Raw genomic sequence first — 18495 nt, 5'->3', positions numbered from 1 at the left:
TTTTATGTTTTATTTAGTTAGTTCAATAAATTTTTCATACAGCTTTTTAGAAATCGGACCTGCTTGACCGCTGCCAATTGTATGGCCATCCGCTGTTGTAATCGGAGCCACCTCTACCCCTGTGCTTGTCACAAACGCTTCATCTGCTTCAAACAAATCATCTGGCGTTAGGTGCTTTTCGACAAAAGGAATACCATCTGTTTCTGCAATCTGCTTCACTGCGAGACGGGTAATTCCGTGAAGAATTGAATCTGATAAAGGCGTTGTCACTAATTCCCCATTTTTCACAAGAAAGAAATTAGAGCTTGAGCCTTCCGTTATGTAACCATCTCGAACAAGAATCGCTTCAAAACAGCCATTTTCATATGCTTCTTGCTTCGCTAAAGTGTTTGGCAATAAATTTAATGATTTAATATAGCACTTCTTCCATCTTAGATCTTCTGTCAGATGCACCTTTACTCCTTCCGTCCGTGCTTTTTCCGGCAAATGGCGAGGCGGTTTCACAATCACAGAAAGTGAGCTTGGGCATGTTGGAAACAAGTGATTTCGAGGGGCAATTCCTCTGGTCACTTGCAAGTAGACTTCTGCATCTTCCAATCCGCTCTTTTGGATTAAATCATGTAAAAGCTCTTCCATTTCCTGACGGCTTTCATTAATCGTCAGCTTAATGGCTTCGGCACTTTTATATAATCGATCCATATGCTCTTTCATCATAAACGGCTTATTTTTGTACACCTTTATGACTTCATAGACACCATCACCGAACTGATGGCCGCGCTCATCAATTGGGACAACCGGCTGATCCATTTCTACAATCTTTCCGTTAAAATACGCTATTGTCATGTTCTTTCTCCTTTTCAGCAACAAAGGGCTGGTCTCCTATGCTGGATCATCAGCCATTGGAGAACAGACCCTTTTTCAGATTTTTTCTATTATACAACTAATTCAGCTCTTTTTAAAACTCATATAATACCAGCTGCCTTCTTTCACAATCGTTTTCATGGAATGAAGCGTTAATCCAGCTTTTTCTGAATCATGAACCAGCTCTTCTCTGCGCGGCAGCGGGTATAAGTTATCATGGGCGGTCATAAAGCAATTAAATGCGGCGGAGAAAGGTTGTCCTCCTCTTTCTAAATAGAGAGGAGTAATCACAATCATCGTTCCATTTGGACTTAGATATTGCGACACTTTGCTAAACAGCTCTTCCCTCGCATCGGGAGAGTAATAGTGAAGAAGGTTATTCATCATAATCACATCAAACATACCATGCGGAACATCCCAGCTTTCAATATCCGCATAATAAAATTTGACTTTATGATCCAGATTTCGTGTTTTCGCCTTCTTTCGGGCTGTCTCTACGACTTCTTTGCTAATATCTACACCCACATACATCCCCTTGTTCATCTTTCTGGCAAGCTTCATGAGATAGCCGCCTGTTCCGCAGCCAACATCAAGCACCCACTTCGGTTTTTGTGCAGCTGTATCTTCATACACATACGAGAAGGCTTTTTTCTCGATCAGAGAAGATGTCGCAGCAACCGTTTGCCCATATTCCTCACCGCAAAAACGATTCTTCTGCTTCGTTTCAATCATTTCCGGATAATTCATTAACGCCGGCATATGCATTTCAATCATTTCTTTCAGCAATTCGCCGATGCATTGTTCACTTTCTTTAGTAAAGTATTTCAGCATGCGAGACGATGATTTCACGTTTTCACCATCACCTTTTAAATGACCTAACACAAGTCCAGCATCACACCAGGAGTAAAACAGATTTTCATCATATCCGTTTTCTCTGATGACGTCTTCGGGGTCTGCTCCATTACGAAACTTGTCGAATAAATCTAATGTATATCCTACATATGCATGCCAAGTAGGCAAGAAGGATTCGTTTTTTTTCATCCAAGTACGCGCTTCCCACATCATTTTATATTCTGCTATCATACGATCTCTCCTCCGTTACAACTGTCTATGATTGAAACTTCCATGGCTGTTCATCTTTCTCATCGAATAAATGCCGTTCTTGATTTGTGACTTTTGGGAGCACGCCTTTTGGAAGCATCCCGATCTGAACGAGCCGGTCAATCCACGTTTCCTTCCATATGCCAAGTCCTGAAATATTCAGCATTTGTTTAAAGTGAAGAGAAGGGGTCGTTTCCATCCGTTTCAGCACATGGGTGCGGATTCTTCTCCAAAACGGTTGCCAGTAGGAATAGGCCAGCGCAGACTGATGACTCAGCTTCGATAAATATTCAGCACGCGGCTTTCTGACACTTTCATACAGCTTTAACTGCTCAGGGCGTAAATCGCCGTTTTCATACATACAGCAAAGCAAATCTCCAAGCGTATGAGCGTCTTGAATGGCTAAATTCATTCCTTCTCCTGCCATGGGGTGGACACTGTGAATGGCATCCCCCATTAAGGCGCAATTTCCACTTACATAACATTTGGCATTATGACGAATCGGGATCATCAGCTGAATATCCTTCCAGCTTGTAATCTGCTGTACATAGCCATCTAAATCTGGAAACAAGCGGGTATAGCAATCGTAGAATGAAGGCAGCCCCTCCCGTTTCATCTGTTTATACTCTTCCGGTTTAATTAAAAGAACGGTTCGGACTTGCTGGTCAGGCAGTGGGAAAAGCCCGAGAAAATAATGCCCCTCTACGATCATGATGGCTTCCGTCAATGATTCCGGCCTCGGAAAACTGACGGTCAAGAAATAATGGTTATACTCTGTATCTTTCAACGGAATTCCTAAGCTTTTTCGAATAGGCGAAATCCTTCCTTCTGCTCCAATAAAGAAATCCGCTTCGATCTCTATGGCACCTTCTTCTTTACTCTCGAGCATCCCTGTCCGTTTATGTACTCCTTCTTCTTTAAATCCGGTAAACTTCATTGGACGCAAGTAATGAAAATGAGGGAAGGATTTGGCTTTTTCTAATATCACACTTTTGAGCGTCTCATGAGGCACCATTAGTGCATAATTAAATGGATGATCTACCGCGTTATAGTGAAAGGTAATTTCTTTTAGCACACGATCTCCATCTATTTCTTTAATCGCCGTCGTTTTAAGCGGAAATCCGCGGCTGTACACTTCTTCATAAAGCCCAATTTTTGATAATATCTCCAGACTTTTCGGCTGCAGAAGCTCTCCTTTATACTTCACACTTGGCGTACGATCTTTTTCGATCACAGTTACATCTATCTCGCACTGAGCCAGTTTTAAAGCGAGAGTCAATCCCGCGATTCCACCTCCAGAGATACACACTTGCGTTTTCATCTCAATTGCCCCCCACCTTTAGATGAGAATCCTTTTTTAAACATTCCTTAAAATTAGGCATCACATAGGATATACAGCTTTATTCCCTCCTCAGAAATTCCTTAAACGAGCGAGTGTGTTTTCTGATGTCAGTCCTTAATCTTTGAATTTAAACTGTTGATAGGCGTATGATAGGAACAGAATTTTAAAAAAGAGGAGTGAGACTTTTGAGTAATAATCGCGAAATACTTTTAGTGAAACGCCCTGAAAATGAGCCTAGTGAGGATCATATGAAAATAACAGAAACAGTCATCCCAACTCCTAACGACGGTGAAGTGCTAGTCGAACTTTTATATGTATCGGTGGACCCTTACATGCGAGGAAGAATGAACGAGGGGAAATCGTACATTCCTCCGTTTCAATTGAACGAACCTATTGAAGGCGGCGCTGTGGCCCAAGTCGTTGAATCTCTTTCAAGTGAATTTGAGAAAGGTGACATTGTGACCGGGATGCTTCCGTGGAAAGAATATTCGGCAGTATCAGCTGCAGGATTAAGAAAGATTGACCCTGACCTTGGACCTGTGACCGCCTCTCTTGGCATCATGGGCATGCCTGGCTTAACCGCCTATTTTGGCTTAATGCATATTGGAAAGCCAAAAGAAGGAGAAACCGTAGTCGTCTCAGGTGCGGCTGGCGCAGTAGGGTCCGCAGTCGTGCAAATTGCCAAAATCGCTGGTGCTCGTGTAGTCGCCATTGCCGGCACAGACGATAAAGTCCAGTACGTAAAACAGACGCTTGGCGCAGACGCAGTAATCAATTACAAGACAGAGAATGTTGCTCAAGCTTTGAAGAATGCTTGTCCAGATGGTGTGGATGTCTACTTTGATAATGTCGGGGGAGAGATTTCCGATGGCGTCTACCCGCTCCTGAATAAATTCGCCCGAATCGTCCAATGCGGAGCGATCTCCTCTTATAACAAGCCAAACGATCAAGGGCCGCGTATTCAAGGTCATCTGATTAAATCCAGTGCATTGATTCAAGGTTTTACAGTCGGAGACTTTAAAGAACACTTCAACGAAGGATTTAAGTTCTTATCCAAATGGCTGCAAGAAGGAAAACTGACGTATGAAGAAACCATTACAGACGGATTCGAAAACATACCACAAGCCTTTATTGGATTATTCAGCGGAGAAAACACCGGAAAACAGCTCGTTAAAGTACGCGATATGAAATAATGAAAATGGGGTCAGACCCTCAGCGCGTTAAAGCGCCGGGGGTCTGACCCCATTTCAATATTTTTTAATAAAATTGTCGGAAGATTCCGTTATTCGTAGTATGATAGTAAGAGAAACTAATCAACGAGCGGAGGGATCCAAATGGTACCTAAGATTGTTGAGTTAAAGGAAGTAAAAGTCGTGGGTCTGTCTAAGACGTTTGAAGAAGCTGCCTTAGCTAAAGAGCTGCCGATTCTCCAGAACAATTTTCGCGAACGTGCAGATGAAATTTCACTTAAAGTGGATGACCACTTAATCAATGTTTGCATCAAAAAAGTCGGCACTCGCGTCACTCATTTTGTGGGAACTGAAGTAAACAGCTATGAGTCAATCCCTGAAGGAATGGAGGACTTCACAATTCCTTCGCAGTCCTGCATTTTTTTCGAACATCAAGGATCTCAAAGCACGGTTTGGAAGTCGTTCAGCCTTATGTACAAGTGGGCCAAAGATCATCATTGTTTATTAGACACGAATGGATTTAAAATTGATGTAACCATCACTGAAGATCCACCCGTTCATGAATTATATATCAAACTTGCGGACAAGATTGAGCAATCCGCAGAAAAAGCCGTTTAACCGAAAAGCCAATCGCGCTGTTCAGGAGCGACAGACAAATAGACAGGTACCAAAAATGGCGTTATTGGCCTTTTATGGTGCCTGATCTTTTTCCCGAGCTCCTAGCGAGATTGGCTGGACACGCTAAAAAGAGCCATCTCATTCACTGAGGCGGCTCCTTTCTTTTATCCAAGCGCTACATCTAAGATCATCATTACTGTGAATCCAAGCATTGCACCAAGCGTGGCAAGATCCGTACTTCGTGCAGACTGAGATTGAGGGATCAGCTCCTCAATAACAACAAATATCATGGCGCCCGCAGCAAATGCCAAAGCATATGGCAAGATAGGCTGAACCATTATAACGGCTGCTGCACCAATGACCGCTGCGATTGGCTCCACAATGGCTGAAAGCTGTCCGTAGTTAAATGCTTTGAGACGGGACATCCCTTCTCCACGCAAAGGTACCGATAAAGCAGCCCCTTCCGGCATATTCTGAATGCCAATTCCAATAGCTAAACCAATTGCTCCTATTAAAGAAGCATCATTCAATCCAATCGCTGCTGCACCGAAAGCCACGCCAATCGCTAAGCCTTCTGGAATATTGTGGAGTGTGATCGCTAAAAATAATAAGGTCGATTTTTTAAGCTGTGTTTGCGGCCCTTCCGCTTGATCCTCTTTCGTTCCAAGGTGTAAATGGGGAACGACAAAATCCATGAGGCGGATAAATAAACCTCCTAGTAAAAAGCCGATCGCTGGCGCCAGCCATGGTATTTGACCATTTTGTTCACTGAAATCAATCGCCGGAGCCAATAGTGACCAAAAAGACGCTGCGATCATGACGCCTGCCGCAAACCCAAGCATCATATTCATCACTGTTTTATTAATGGTGCGAAAGAAAAAAACAACCGATGCACCAAGAGCCGTTAGCCCCCAAGTCAACATCCCGCCTGATAAAGCCTGCACAGCTGGATTTAATCCTGAAAACCAATCCATAAACATATAGATCCGTTCCTTTCTTCACTAACTTAATCAACTGCCAATAGTCATATAGCTAAACCTTCTTCTTTGTTCCTATTTTGCACCAAGGCAACTTTTGTTGTCAAAGCCAAAGTCTTATCATGATGAGTAATGACTATTTTTAGCCATTCTATGTGGATTCATCCTGAATGTGCGCATGAATTTATAAAAATGGATCAAGGTTACTCGTCTCTCCAACACCCGCTTCTTGCAAAATTAAAACAGGCAGCCCTGTGGCTGCCTGCTGTTATTCTTTCGTTTCTAACTTTAAAGGGGCAGGAATGGTTTTCTCTACTTTTTTGCCCTTAAGAACATCGCCTGCTGCTTGTACAGCTAACTCGCCAATTAACTCCGGCTGCTGGGCGACGGTTCCTGCTAATTGTCCCGCTTCTACAGAACGAATGGCATCTTCATTTCCATCAAAGCCTACGACCAATATATCTTTTCCTGAACTGCTGATGGCTTCCATTGCACCTAATGCCATTTCGTCGTTATGCGCAAAGACCGCTTGAATATCCGGGTTTCCTTGCAGTAGGTTTTCCATGACAGTTAACCCCTTTGTCCGGTCAAAATTGGCGGATTGCTTCGCCACCACATCGAGCTTTTGATCAGCAATTTCATGGAAGCCTTTCCCCCGCTCACGTGTAGCTGAGGCACCAGGAACTCCTTCCAATTCAACGACCTTTGCTCCCTCGCCTACTTGCTTGGCGATAAATTCACCCGCCATTCTTCCGCCTTTCACGTTATCTGAAGCGACAAGCGCAGCGACATCTCCTTTTTCAGCTGAGCGATCTAATGTGATCACAGGAATGCCGATATTGTTAGCTGACTGAACAGCAGTCGAGATCGCTGATGAATCGGTTGGATTAATTAACAGCACGTCTACCCCTTGCTGAACTAAGTCTTCTACATCATTAATTTGTTTCGCCGAGTCATTTTGGGCATCAACCACAAGTGTTTCCATTCCGTTCTTTTTCGCTTCCTGCACGACTCCGTTCTTTAAAGAGACAAAGAATGGATTGTTTAAAGTAGAAACGGATAATCCGATTTTAATATCTTCTAATTTTTCCTTTGTAGCCGGCTTTGCCCATTCAGGCGGCTGCAAAGAACAGCCTCCTAAAAGAAGCAAAGAAACCGACAGCAGCAAGATTCCAATCTTTTTCATTTTCAAGGCCTCCTATGCGGCTTTTTTGCGGTCAATTAAGACAGCAATCAGAATGACAATCCCTTTGACCACCATTTGGAAAAATGATGAAACGCCAAGCAGGTTTAATCCATTATTCAGTGTACCGATAATTAATGCGCCAATTAGCGTGCCGACGATTAAGCCGCGTCCTCCAGACAGGCTTGTTCCGCCAAGTACGACCGCAGCAATCGCATCGAGTTCATAAGACGTTCCCGCTGTCGGCTGCGCAGAGTTTAATCGAGATGTTAAGATGGCTCCTGCAAGTGCTGCAAGTAAACCAGCTAAGGAATAGATCATAATTTTTACCTTTGTCACATGAATACCTGAGATCAGCGCCGCTTTTTCATTGCCGCCGATCGCATAGGTTTTTCGTCCAAATGGCGTTTTATGAAGAATCACCCACAGAACCACAAAGGCCAGCACCATCGTCACAGCCGGCACCGGAATACCTAAAAAGTATCCTCGTCCAAACAGTTGAAATAAATAGTTGTCTCCAAGGCCCGTGATCGGGTTACCATCTGTATAAACTAATGTCAGTCCGCGGAAAATGGTCATTGTTGCGAGTGTCGCAATAAACGGAGCCATTTTTCCTTTCGTGATCAACAATCCGTTAATGGCACCCATGACCGCTCCTAACAAGCAACCGATTAGAATCGCTAACATCGGGTCGATGCCAGATACAATCATTCCGGCCATTAATGCACTTGAAAGCGCCAAAATCGAACCGACAGATAAGTCAATTCCGCCTGTTAAAATAACAAAAGTCATTCCATAGGCAATTAAGGCATTGATCGCTACTTGTCTCAGCAAGTTTAAAATATTTAAAGGAGCTAAAAAGCTTGGATTTAAAATAGATACAATCGCAATTAATATGAACAAGCCAAGAAGCGGCCCAAGCTTTTGGGTAAACGTATTGAATTGGTTTAGTTTTCCTACAGGCTGAATTCCATTCGTCGTCATGTTACTGCCCTCCTGTTGCATACGTCATTATTTTTTCTTGAGTAGCTTCTTCTTTCGTCAGCTCGCCGCTGATTCTGCCTTCGTGCACGACGAGTATGCGGTCGCTCATGCCCAGAACCTCCGGAAGTTCAGAGGACACCATAATGATCGCTACTCCTCTATCCGTCAATTCGTTCATCAGCTGGTAGATTTCCCGCTTCGCACCGACATCGACTCCCCTTGTCGGCTCGTCTAAAATAAGCACTTTCGGTCCGATGCCAATCCACTTGGCAATCACCACTTTTTGCTGATTTCCTCCCGAAAGGTTCTTTGCGCTCGTCTCTGCAGATTCTGTTTTGATCGTTAAGCGCTTGATCAGCAAATCAACAAAATCCTTCTCGCCTTTCTCATCAATCCATCCCTTGGGCGCAAAGCTGACTAAGTTCGGAAGGGCGATGTTATCTTTAATAGAAAAATCTAGTATCAGCCCTTCTCCTTTTCGGTCTTCTGTTATAAAGCCAATGCCATGTTCAACTGCCTGCTGCGGTGTTTTCAGCTGGACCGATTGGCCAAACAGCTTGATTTCCCCATGGTCATACGCATCGAGACCAAATATTGCCCGCATAATTTCTGTGCGGCCTGCCCCCATTAAGCCAGATACGCCAACAACCTCTCCAGCTTTGACCGAAAAATGGATATCCGAAAAGACGCCTGACTTTGTCAGTCCTTTGACTTCAAGAGCTGTCTCACCAAGTACCGGCTTTCGTTCCGGAAATCGGTCCGTGATCTCTCGCCCGACCATTTTTCTCACGACTTCATCAAAGGAAGTTTCGGGAATTGGCTGCGTCTCGACGGTTTTTCCATCGCGCATGACAGTAATTCGGTCACAAATGGCGAAGATCTCTTCCATCCGATGAGAAATATAGACAATCGATACGCCTTCTTTTCGAAGGGCGTTGATCACTTCAAATAGCTTTTCAATTTCCCTTTCTGTTAAAGCAGCAGTCGGCTCATCCATAATGATGACCTCTGCATTCGTCATCAATGCTTTGGCAATTTCAATCATTTGCTGCTGGCCGACCGAACATTGCCCTGCTTCCTGTTCAAGCGGAATCGATACGGACAGCTTATTGAATTGCTTCTGTGCCAACGCTTTCATTTCTTTTGTTTTTAACAGCCCTAATGCCGTCCGTAATTCTTTGCCAATAAACAAATTGTCAAGCACTGTCATATCCGGCCATATATTTAATTCTTGATGAATAAACGCTACTCCGCTTTTCTCCGCTTCTTTCGGGCTTGCAAAGGTGCTTTCCTCGCCGTTGATCTTGATCGTTCCTTGATCACGCTTGTGAAGACCCGTTAAAATATTCATTAAGGTAGATTTACCGGCGCCGTTTTCACCCATTAACGCGTGCACTTCTCCAGGCAGCAGGTCAAAATCGACGCCTGTCAGCACTTGATTCTTCCCGAATGCTTTATGGATATTTGTCATTTCAATTTTCATGGCACTCACCTCTTTCTAGAAGATTACACCTGCTTGTAATAGGCAATTCGCGTAAGGCGTTGCTTCCCCCGTTCGAATCACCGCCTTCGCTTGTTTGGTCATTTCTTTAAACGACTCATGCGAAACATACTCGATCTTCGTTTCTTTAAATTGATCCTTTATATAACTGCTTGCGGCTTCATTCGCCGTCACAATCTCTTCTGCCACAATCACTTTTTCAATGACCATATCTTTTTCCACAGCAGTAACCGTTTCCACAAAACTTGGCGTTCCTAAAGTTAAGGCTAAATCTATTTTCATCACGCCATCTGGCACTGGCAGACCTGCATCAGCAATCACAAGCCAGTCCGTATGGCCAAAGTCAGCAAGAACTTTCGAAATATGACTATTTAGGATCCCTTGTTTTTTCATAACTGATCCTCCACTTCTTTCCGCATCGGCATCCCGCCTTGCGCGCCAAATTTAGTAACAGAAAGTGAGGCTGCCCGGTTTGCAAATCTCAAGCTTTCTTCTAAGCTGTTTCCTTCAGCCACAGCTACCGCAAAGGCCGCATTAAACGTATCCCCGGCACCCGTAGTATCTACCGCTTCTACCGGAAACGATGACACAACTACTTCTTCTGTTCCGTTAAAATACCTGACACCTGCTTTGCCTTCTGTGATCAGCACTTTGTTAGGATATTTTTTGAGCGCTTCCACTTGGCTCATACCGTTAAAAAGAACGGCCGCTTCATGTTCATTTGGTGTAATGAAAGCTGCCCGGTCAATAATTGATTGCGGCAATGGTCGTGCTGGCGCGGGATTCAGAAGCATTGGCACCTGCAGGCTTTCACACATTTCACTGACATATTCAACAGTCTCTACCGGAATTTCTTGCTGAATCATGACTAAGTCGGCGTCTTGAATCACCGATTGCGCTTTTTTAATATAATCCGGTGTTACATAATCATTGGCACCTTTTACCACCACAATACTGTTGTCGCCTTCAGCTAAAATAATATGAGCCGTTCCGCTTTCCATTTCGGTAACCGGTTCCACATAGGTCGTGTGAACTGCGTTTCTACGGAAGTTCTCAATGATTTCTTTTCCGTAATGATCGTCCCCTACACAGCCGATCATATATACTTCCGCTCCCAAGCGAGCTGCCGCTACTGCTTGATTCGCTCCTTTTCCTCCTGGAACCGTTCGAAACGATTCACCAAGAACCGTTTCGCCTGCTCCAGGCCGGATAGAAGATGTTACCACTAAATCCATTGACGAGCTGCCAACGACTGCAATTTTAACCATTGTTATCAACCTTTCTTGTTGTGTTTCGTTCTATAAATGTTACTGGCAGCTTAATGTGCTGGGACTCTATCGGCTTATTAGCGATTTGCGATAGTAATAGCTTTGCTGCTTCTCTGCCCATATCATAGGCAGGCTGTCTAATTGTAGATAAAGACGGAAACAGCAGGCTGCTAAGCGGAATATCATCAAAACCAATAATTTGTACGTCCTCGGGAATCATTTTTCCTAAGCGTGAGGCTTCGTGTATGACAGCCGCTGCAGTGATATCATTGCTAGCAATTACCCCATCGGCTTCCGGGTATTTGGTAAACAGTTCTTCTGCCCATTGCTTCGCTTCTTGAAACGAAAAAGAAGAGGTTGTCATCACATGGAAATCTACATTCGATTCCCCTAACACTTCAAGCGCTCCTTGAAAGCGATCCTGTGCCGGCTGAACGTGAACGGGCCCTTTTAAGACAGTGATTTTCCGGCTTCCTCGCTGAACGATTTCTCTTGCCGCGATTCTTCCTCCCTCTTTTCCATCCGCATACACTGAGAATTCCCCATCAGATGCCCGGTCTAAGAATACAGAAGGGATCTTTAAATGCTGATAATTTAACTTCCCTGCCTGGTCGGTCGCTGAAATAATCCCCGCGACATGATTTTGAACAAATGTGTGAATATATTCGAGTTCTTTATCTATGTTTTCATCACTGTTTCCGAATAATAAGCGGTAGCCTTGCTTTTGCACCTCATCTTCCACACCGCGCGCAAGCTCAGGAAAGAAAGGATTCGTAATATCAGGAAGCAGCAACCCGATCAGCTTAGATCCCCTTTTATAAAGCGATCTTGCAACTTCATTTGGACTGTAATTCAACTCTTTAATCGCTGTTTCCACGCGCTTTCTCGTATCTTCATGCACATACCCTGTTTTATTAAGCACGCGAGATACTGTCGCAACTGAAACCTCTGCTGCTTTTGCCACATCTTTAATAGTAGCCACCGCTTTCCTCTCCTTTAAAACTATATGTAACCGTTTACATAAACAATACCACAATTCGTTATTTGCTTCAATCTAATTTTTCTCTTATAAGACAAACAATTAGATTTTACAAAATTTTGTCTATTCTGTAGGCTTAATAATAAATCCAACAGTCCTACGAAAAGGAGAATACATCATGTTACATTGCAGAGACGAAGTATTGTTTTTAACCAAACAGCTTGTACAAGTAAAAAGCGTGGTGAATACACCAGGAGAAAAAGAGATGGCTCAAACCTTGCTGACCTTAATTTCTTCTTTTCCTTACTTTATAAAAAATCCATCTTATGTATGCAAAACTCAGACTCTTGGTGACGAAAGGGAACGATACAATGTGCTGGCTTTCGTCAAAGGCACCAAAGGCAGCAGTCAAAAAACCGTGATATTAATGGGGCATATGGATACCGTCGGGATTGAAGACTTTAACCAGCTTCAGGATCTCGCTTGCGACCCCGACAGCCTAATGGAGAAGTTAAAGACCGAGACCGTGCCGGATGAGGTGAAAGAGGATTTAGAATCTGGAGAATGGCTGTTTGGCCGCGGCTCGCTTGATATGAAAAGCGGGTTAGCAAGCCACCTCTATCTATTAAAATACTATTCTGAGCATCCAGAAGAACTAGAGGGCAATTTAGTTCTCGTTTCAGAATGTGACGAAGAAGACGGCTCCCATGGTATTTTATCCGCTTTAAAAGAATTGAAAGCGTGGAAAAAAGAACACGGCTTCGACTATGTTGCCGCCATTAATTCTGACTTTGTAGCACCAAGATTTAAGGGCGACCCGAATCGTTATATTTACAAGGGAACCGTCGGCAAGCTTCTTCCATCGTTTTTCATTACTGGCTCAGAAACACATGTCGGTTCTTGCTTTGAGGGATTGGATCCTAACTTTTTGGCAGCTGAATTAACAAGCCAAATTAATTACAATCCCGATCTATGCAATGAAGCCTATGGAGAGATCACTGTGCCTCCCGTCTCTCTGAAACAATCAGATTTAAAGCCTTCTTATACGGTGCAAACAGCTTTATCAGCTTATGTATATTATAATTTCTTTATCTATTCATGGACGCCGAAAGATGTGCTGGATCGATTAAAAGAGCAGGCTAGAATTGCCTTTGATCGCGCGCTTCATAAGTATCAAGAACGCTATAAACAGTACGGTCAAGTGAGCGGAGAGCCAATTCGAGAAATGATATGGAAGCCGCGAGTTCTTACTTACGAAGAAATGGAACTTGAATTAACAGAGCAATTCGGTGATAGCTACATCACTCACATGCAGCAATTTAAAGAAAGCCTGCTTCGCGATGACTCACTCGATACCCGCATGTTCGCAGCCCGTGTGGTAGAGGAATCCTGGCAATGGATGAAGGACAAAAGCCCGGCAATGATTCTTTTCTATTCTTCTCTTTATTCGCCAAGGATTGAAATGACCGGAAAGAATGAGTTAGAATCCCGCTTAATAGAAGCGCTAAACACAGCAGTGGATGCCATGCAGGAATCTTATCCTCATCCCATTGTTACGCGGAATTTCTTCCCGTACATTTCAGATATGAGCTTCGTTGCACTAAGTGATGATGAGGCAGGCATCCAAGCGGTGATCGATAATAATCCAGGCTGGGGAACCAAGCATTTCGTCAATTACAATGATATTCGAGACATTAACGTCCCTGTGATTAATATTGGCCCTTATGGTTTGGATGCTCACAAAAAATTTGAGAGGTTAGAAATGAATTATTCGCTTGAAATCGTACCGAATATCACCAATTTAGTGATCCAACAGGTTTTAAGCAACAAGTGAGAGAGAATCTAAAATTGCTCCTGCTGTGCGTTTGATTTCAAAAATCCGGGTATGTATGTACTAGGATAACAACTAACTTATGAGATTAGGCAGGAGTGGTAACATTATGATTCATGTAATTTGGTATAAGCGGGATTTACGGGTTCTTGACCATGAACCGCTCGTGCAAGCCGCTAAGCACGGTGAGCCTGTGCTGCCTATTTATATAGTTGAACCCTCCATCTGGGAACAAAATGACTTATCGGTTCGCCACTTTCAATTTATTAAAGAAAGTTTAAGTGATTTATCTAAAAGTTTATTTGACCGGGGCGTCCCGTTATATACAGGAATAGCAAAAATGGAAGACCTCCTTCAATCGATTTATGATACAGCCGGACCTTTCACCCTTTATTCAGAGGAGGAATCGGCTACTCCCTCGATCCGTGAAAGAGATCGAAGAGTGAAAAGCTGGATGGACAATCATCAGCTCGAATGGAAGGAATACAGCATGTTCGGCTCTGAAAAGCTGGCTCATATTGACGATGTTCAAACATCTTGGCATCGCTTTATGAGCCAGCCGCTTATTCAGCCGCCTGACAAACTAACTAAAATATCAAAAGCACAGGTTCCAAATCAACTGGCACCCAGTCTTGCACCGCTTGATCATTATTATGTAGAAGGACTCTTGCTTAAAAGGGGGCAGACAGGCGGAGAGCGCAATGCAGAAGAAACGTTAAATACATTTCTCACCTCTCGCTTTCAGCATTATCAACAGAACCGAAAGAAACCTGCTGAAGCAGGGATTTCAAGCAGCCGACTGTCACCCTACCTTGCATGGGGAAACATTTCTCTAAGGCAGGTGGTACAGCGTGCAGAAAAAGCCTTGTTATCTTCAGACAATATCTCCCACAAGAAACAGCTGTCATCCTACATTTCCAGACTCCAATCAAGCGTTGGGTCCATGATCTATTATCACAAAAAACATAATCGCCAGTCAGAAGACTCTCACACTGGTCTGAATGACGCTCGCAAATGGAAGGAAGAAATGTACCAATATTGGCTCCAAGGAAGAACTGGAATTCCTATGATTGATGCGGCGATGAAAGCCCTGCGTGATACTGGCTGGCTCAACTTCCGTTCACGTGCGATGCTCATTTCCTTCGCATGCAACACATTGCTCTTAGATTGGCAAAAGCCGGCTTCTGCACTTGCTCAGCTATCACTAGACTATCAGCCTGGCATCTTGAATCACCAAGTCGAATTTTATGCAGGAGTCTTAGAAGAAAGTGATTTTCCTATTTTCGACCCTGTCAATCAAGGTAAACAGCATGACCCGGATGGGAAATTCGTTAAGCAGCATCTTCCTGAATTGCTTTCCGTTCCTTCGGAGTATATTCATGAACCGTGGTTATATCCTAGGTTTCATACAGTAGAATATTCTTCGCCCATTGTTGATATTAAGTCAGCCAATGAAAAAGCTAAGTCATTACGATCTCAATATAACCAGCAAACAGAGACCAGAGCTTCTACAAAAATGTGGCAGATGCAATCGAACCGTCATCAAACAGATGACTCTGCCAACTCTAAACAAGATACACCGAAAGAACTTTCACTCGATTTCTTTAGCGAAACGGATTAACGTCTGTTTCGCTTTTTCTTTTCTCCACCTCAAAATTTCGCGAGTCTAGAATCTTTTCCCTTAGGCAACCTTGTTGCTATAGACCCACTCAGCCTTTGCTTGGTATGCTTATAATTCAAATAGCGCACCTTGCGCCTGGGGGATTGTAAATGGAAAGATATGAGGAAATGAAAAGAGGAGAAAAAGGTGCTTGGATCAGCATTATAGCGTACATTTCTCTATCTTGTATAAAGCTTGCAGCTGGATATATCGGACACTCTAAAGCCCTTCAGGCAGATGGGTTCAATAATACAACGGATGTCATCGCCTCCATCGCTATCTTAATAGGATTAAAAATCGCCCAAAGACCTCCTGATGAAGACCATCATTACGGACATTTCCGTGCAGAAACAATCGCGTCCTTAATCGCAGCTTTTATTATGATTTCTGTCGGGTTTCAAGTAATGCTAGAAGCGGGACGATCTTTTCTAGTGGCAGAAAAGAATGTGCCAGATCTCATGACTGCGTGGGTCGCCTTATTCAGTGCAGGTGTGATGTATCTTGTCTACCGCTATAATATTAAACTATCTAAAGAGATACATAGCCAGTCGATCAAAGCCGCGGCCGAAGATAATAAATCCGATGCTTTAGTCAGTATCGGCGCCTTCGTAGGAATTATGGGCTCACAGTTTGGCTTGCAATGGCTAGATCTGATTGCAGCTCTAATCGTTGGTCTGATCATTATCAAAACGGCTTGGGATATATTCATGCAAGCTTCTCATTCATTGACAGACGGATTCGATCAGCATTTGTTAATGGAAATTAAAGAGACGATTAGACAGATCCCCGGCGTATTAGCTGTTCGTGATGTGAAAGCCCGTTCTCACGGCACGCACACTCTTGTGGATGCCGTCATTTGTGTAAAAGCCGATCTGAATGTGATCGAAAGCCACAAGATCACCGAAGATATCGAAGAAGCCTTGTTCAATCAGTTTCAGATTGAACATACGCATGTTCATATTGAACCGATAGAAGAGTAAACTGCCACAAGCCACCATTCCTGTTAGGGAACGGCGGCTTGTTTATTTATATTATGAAAAGTGGTAGTTGCTGATATATTCTTAAAGTTGCTGATAAAAAAGCTAAGTTGCCGATATATCTTGAAAGTTGCCGATATAAACGCCGAAGTTGCCGATATATCGTGAAAGTCGCCGATATCCTCTATTCTCACTAATTCCTTTGAATACCAGCATCTGTCCGATAGCTTGCCGGTGTGCCCCAATACTCCGTTCTGTTATATTGAGGCCATTTCGATTGAAAGGCGACCAGGATAGGCGCTTGATCGAACTCTGGGTGCGCCATAAAAAAGGCGCGGTCACCAAAGCGAATCGCCTGAAGCGCGAGAGGCAGTTCACGCCTAAAAATAGCATCGCGAAAAGCGGTTACTTGCTGTCCTCCGACGGCCCCATCGACGTGCAGATAGACCTTTAAGGCTGGAGAAGGCTTCACCTGCCATTTTGCCAGCACTTCATCTCTCATTTCATTTATTTTATCAAAAGCAAATGCAGGACCAACCGTTAAGAATAAATCTCCGGTTATATCCGAGTGGGTCAGCGTGTACTTTCTCGGAACGATCGGAGAAACAGCTGTTGTTTGGCCTCTATATTCTACAAACAGTTTTTCAGGATTGAATACTGACACTTGTCTCTCACCCCTCATTGTCCTTAATCGCCTTGCTCCTTGCTGATGTCATTGCCAAATACCGCTACATCTGCGCTCATCGCCACAAAGTGTTTGCCATTCCACGTTAAAAATGTCTGGGCATATCCAAATGAATCCGCGTTATATCTTCCTACAATTCGCTGCATAGCTAACAGATCATAGGTTCCAGCTTTCTTATCGCGAACAATGGGAAACAAGCCTCCAAGCGGATTTACCCAGCCTTCAATTGGTTCTTTCAGTGTCCCATCCGGCTTATAAATTTCATCTAAATATTCCTGGCCTCTCCCCGTAATATCAAGAATAAACTGTTCCTTCATCGTTACATTGACCACTTCAAGCTTATATCCGTTTAAAAAGCGGACGGTGTATGGAAAAGCCTGATTAAACACCTCAAAGTCAAAAATTAATACCGGCTGATTCTTACTGACTGAATAAATATAGTAATAGGCTAAGCCGCCGCTGCCGCCCGAATCAATACTTACTAGAATATCTAATACGCTATCTTTCGTGAAATCAGCTAAAAACAAGCTCGCTCCATATCCTGCATTTTCTTTTAACGGCAGAGTCATATATTGACCCGTCGCTCCGTTTTGAATAACCATCATAATATTGTCAGCGAAGGCTGCTTGTGAATTTTCTTTTTGACCGATTAAAAAGATGCGATCGTTCGCTCCGTCCCCCGTCACATCTCCTCTTATATAATCAAGTACATACATATTATTCCTAAAATAATAGGAAGGATTTTTCATCCTTTGTCCCTCTCTCCTTCAATGCTTTACATATCATCGTTCTATCCTATGCGCGAAGACGGAAAGCGTGACAAGAAAGAAGCTGCCTCAGTTTATGAGACAGCTCCATTTATAACTTCACCGATCGTTTATTTTTAATTAATTCATTAATCACTTCTGAGAATACGAGCCCCATGGCAATCGAGCCGGAAATCATAAAGGCTTTCGCTGCCATATTTAATGCGGTGCTGTAATCATTTTGAACGAAATGCCGCATCGCATTGTAAGCCATCCCCCCTGGAACAAGCGGAATGATTCCAGCCACTGTAAATACAATACTTGGCGTTCGATACGCTCTGGCATAGATCTGGCTGATCACTGCAATCACAAAAGCGGCAATCACCGTAGCAGGCACAGCATCTACCCCATTAAGTGTCATTAAAAAATAAATCATCCAGCCCACCATGCCAACAAATCCGCATTTTAACAGAGATTCCTTTGGCACACTGAAAATAATACCGAACGAAACAGAAGCAATAAAACTCATGACTATATGAACTGCAATTACCATTCACATCTTCCTCTCAAAAGCGTGCCTGCTTGGATACTA

Annotated in this window: 18 protein-coding genes; 5 read left to right on the top strand and 13 right to left on the bottom strand. The window is 43.5% G+C overall.

Annotation, left to right across the window (positions count from 1 at the left end; all coding sequences use genetic code 11):
* Positions 1–9 precede the first annotated feature (9 nt).
* The 3 genes from dat to JOC78_RS05845 form a co-directional block, all read right to left on the bottom strand.
* Positions 10–843, bottom strand: coding sequence for a D-amino-acid transaminase (dat, locus tag JOC78_RS05855; protein ID WP_204553570.1), 834 nt, complete (start codon positions 841–843; stop codon positions 10–12).
* Positions 844–945: 102 nt separating this feature from the next.
* Complete coding sequence (locus tag JOC78_RS05850) at positions 946–1944, bottom strand: class I SAM-dependent methyltransferase (RefSeq protein ID WP_204553569.1); 999 nt, start codon at positions 1942–1944, stop codon at positions 946–948.
* A gap of 25 nt (positions 1945–1969) precedes the next feature.
* The gene (locus JOC78_RS05845) at positions 1970–3283 is read right to left on the bottom strand and encodes an FAD-dependent oxidoreductase (RefSeq protein WP_204553568.1); all 1314 of its coding nucleotides are present in this window, start codon (positions 3281–3283) and stop codon (positions 1970–1972) included.
* A 206-nt stretch (positions 3284–3489) separates the two neighbouring features.
* Between JOC78_RS05845 and JOC78_RS05840 the strand changes: the two genes are divergently transcribed.
* Entirely contained in the window at positions 3490–4497 is a 1008-nt protein-coding gene (locus JOC78_RS05840; RefSeq protein WP_275582004.1) for an NADP-dependent oxidoreductase, read from the top strand.
* Between the two features lie 141 nt (positions 4498–4638).
* Positions 4639–5112: a GyrI-like domain-containing protein gene (locus JOC78_RS05835; protein WP_204553567.1), complete on the top strand. Its 474-nt coding sequence runs from the start codon at positions 4639–4641 to the stop codon at positions 5110–5112.
* A 164-nt stretch (positions 5113–5276) separates the two neighbouring features.
* Here the strand turns inward: JOC78_RS05835 and JOC78_RS05830 are convergent, their stop codons facing one another.
* The 7 genes from JOC78_RS05830 to JOC78_RS05800 all read right to left on the bottom strand — a co-directional run bounded on the left by JOC78_RS05830 (position 5277) and on the right by JOC78_RS05800 (position 12007).
* Entirely contained in the window at positions 5277–6092 is an 816-nt protein-coding gene (locus tag JOC78_RS05830; RefSeq protein WP_239587023.1) for a ZIP family metal transporter, read from the bottom strand.
* Positions 6093–6357: 265 nt separating this feature from the next.
* Positions 6358–7275 carry a ribose ABC transporter substrate-binding protein RbsB gene (gene rbsB, locus JOC78_RS05825; RefSeq protein WP_204553566.1) on the bottom strand — a complete coding sequence of 306 codons (918 nt, stop codon included), beginning with the start codon at positions 7273–7275 and terminating at the stop codon, positions 6358–6360.
* A gap of 12 nt (positions 7276–7287) precedes the next feature.
* Positions 7288–8256: an ABC transporter permease subunit gene (gene rbsC / locus JOC78_RS05820; RefSeq protein WP_204553565.1), complete on the bottom strand. Its 969-nt coding sequence runs from the start codon at positions 8254–8256 to the stop codon at positions 7288–7290.
* A gap of 1 nt (position 8257) precedes the next feature.
* Entirely contained in the window at positions 8258–9739 is a 1482-nt protein-coding gene (locus JOC78_RS05815; RefSeq protein ID WP_204553564.1) for a sugar ABC transporter ATP-binding protein, read from the bottom strand.
* A 15-nt stretch (positions 9740–9754) separates the two neighbouring features.
* Positions 9755–10150 (bottom strand): D-ribose pyranase, encoded by a 396-nt coding sequence (gene rbsD, locus JOC78_RS05810; RefSeq protein WP_204553563.1) that lies wholly within the window; start codon positions 10148–10150, stop codon positions 9755–9757.
* A complete protein-coding gene (rbsK, locus tag JOC78_RS05805; RefSeq protein ID WP_204553562.1) occupies positions 10147–11025 on the bottom strand; it encodes a ribokinase in 879 nt (292 codons plus the stop codon). Before rbsK ends, rbsD begins: the two co-directional genes overlap by 4 nt.
* Complete coding sequence (locus JOC78_RS05800) at positions 11018–12007, bottom strand: substrate-binding domain-containing protein (protein ID WP_204553561.1); 990 nt, start codon at positions 12005–12007, stop codon at positions 11018–11020. Before JOC78_RS05800 ends, rbsK begins: the two co-directional genes overlap by 8 nt.
* A 175-nt stretch (positions 12008–12182) precedes the next feature.
* Between JOC78_RS05800 and JOC78_RS05795 the strand changes: the two genes are divergently transcribed.
* The 3 genes from JOC78_RS05795 to JOC78_RS05785 all read left to right on the top strand — a co-directional run bounded on the left by JOC78_RS05795 (position 12183) and on the right by JOC78_RS05785 (position 16475).
* On the top strand, positions 12183–13838 hold the full coding sequence (locus JOC78_RS05795) for a M20/M25/M40 family metallo-hydrolase (RefSeq protein WP_204553560.1): 1656 nt from the start codon (positions 12183–12185) through the stop codon (positions 13836–13838).
* 106 nt (positions 13839–13944) lie between these two features.
* Entirely contained in the window at positions 13945–15456 is a 1512-nt protein-coding gene (locus JOC78_RS05790) for an FAD-binding domain-containing protein (protein WP_204553559.1), read from the top strand.
* A gap of 149 nt (positions 15457–15605) precedes the next feature.
* Positions 15606–16475 (top strand): cation diffusion facilitator family transporter, encoded by an 870-nt coding sequence (locus JOC78_RS05785; protein ID WP_204553558.1) that lies wholly within the window; start codon positions 15606–15608, stop codon positions 16473–16475.
* 190 nt (positions 16476–16665) lie between these two features.
* Here the strand turns inward: JOC78_RS05785 and JOC78_RS05780 are convergent, their stop codons facing one another.
* From JOC78_RS05780 to JOC78_RS05770, 3 genes are all read right to left on the bottom strand, one after another.
* Positions 16666–17136 (bottom strand): staygreen family protein, encoded by a 471-nt coding sequence (locus tag JOC78_RS05780; protein WP_204553557.1) that lies wholly within the window; start codon positions 17134–17136, stop codon positions 16666–16668.
* A 23-nt stretch (positions 17137–17159) separates the two neighbouring features.
* The gene (locus tag JOC78_RS05775) at positions 17160–17906 is read right to left on the bottom strand and encodes a VCBS repeat-containing protein (RefSeq protein WP_204553556.1); all 747 of its coding nucleotides are present in this window, start codon (positions 17904–17906) and stop codon (positions 17160–17162) included.
* A 109-nt stretch (positions 17907–18015) separates the two neighbouring features.
* On the bottom strand, positions 18016–18456 hold the full coding sequence (locus JOC78_RS05770) for a threonine/serine exporter family protein (RefSeq protein ID WP_204553555.1): 441 nt from the start codon (positions 18454–18456) through the stop codon (positions 18016–18018).
* Positions 18457–18495 lie beyond the last annotated feature (39 nt).

The sequence above is a fragment of the Bacillus ectoiniformans genome (assembly GCF_016908875.1).
GTDB classification, from domain to species: Bacteria; Bacillota; Bacilli; order Bacillales; family Domibacillaceae; genus Bacillus_BX; species Bacillus_BX ectoiniformans.
This window is presented reverse-complemented; position numbering and strand designations above follow the sequence as displayed.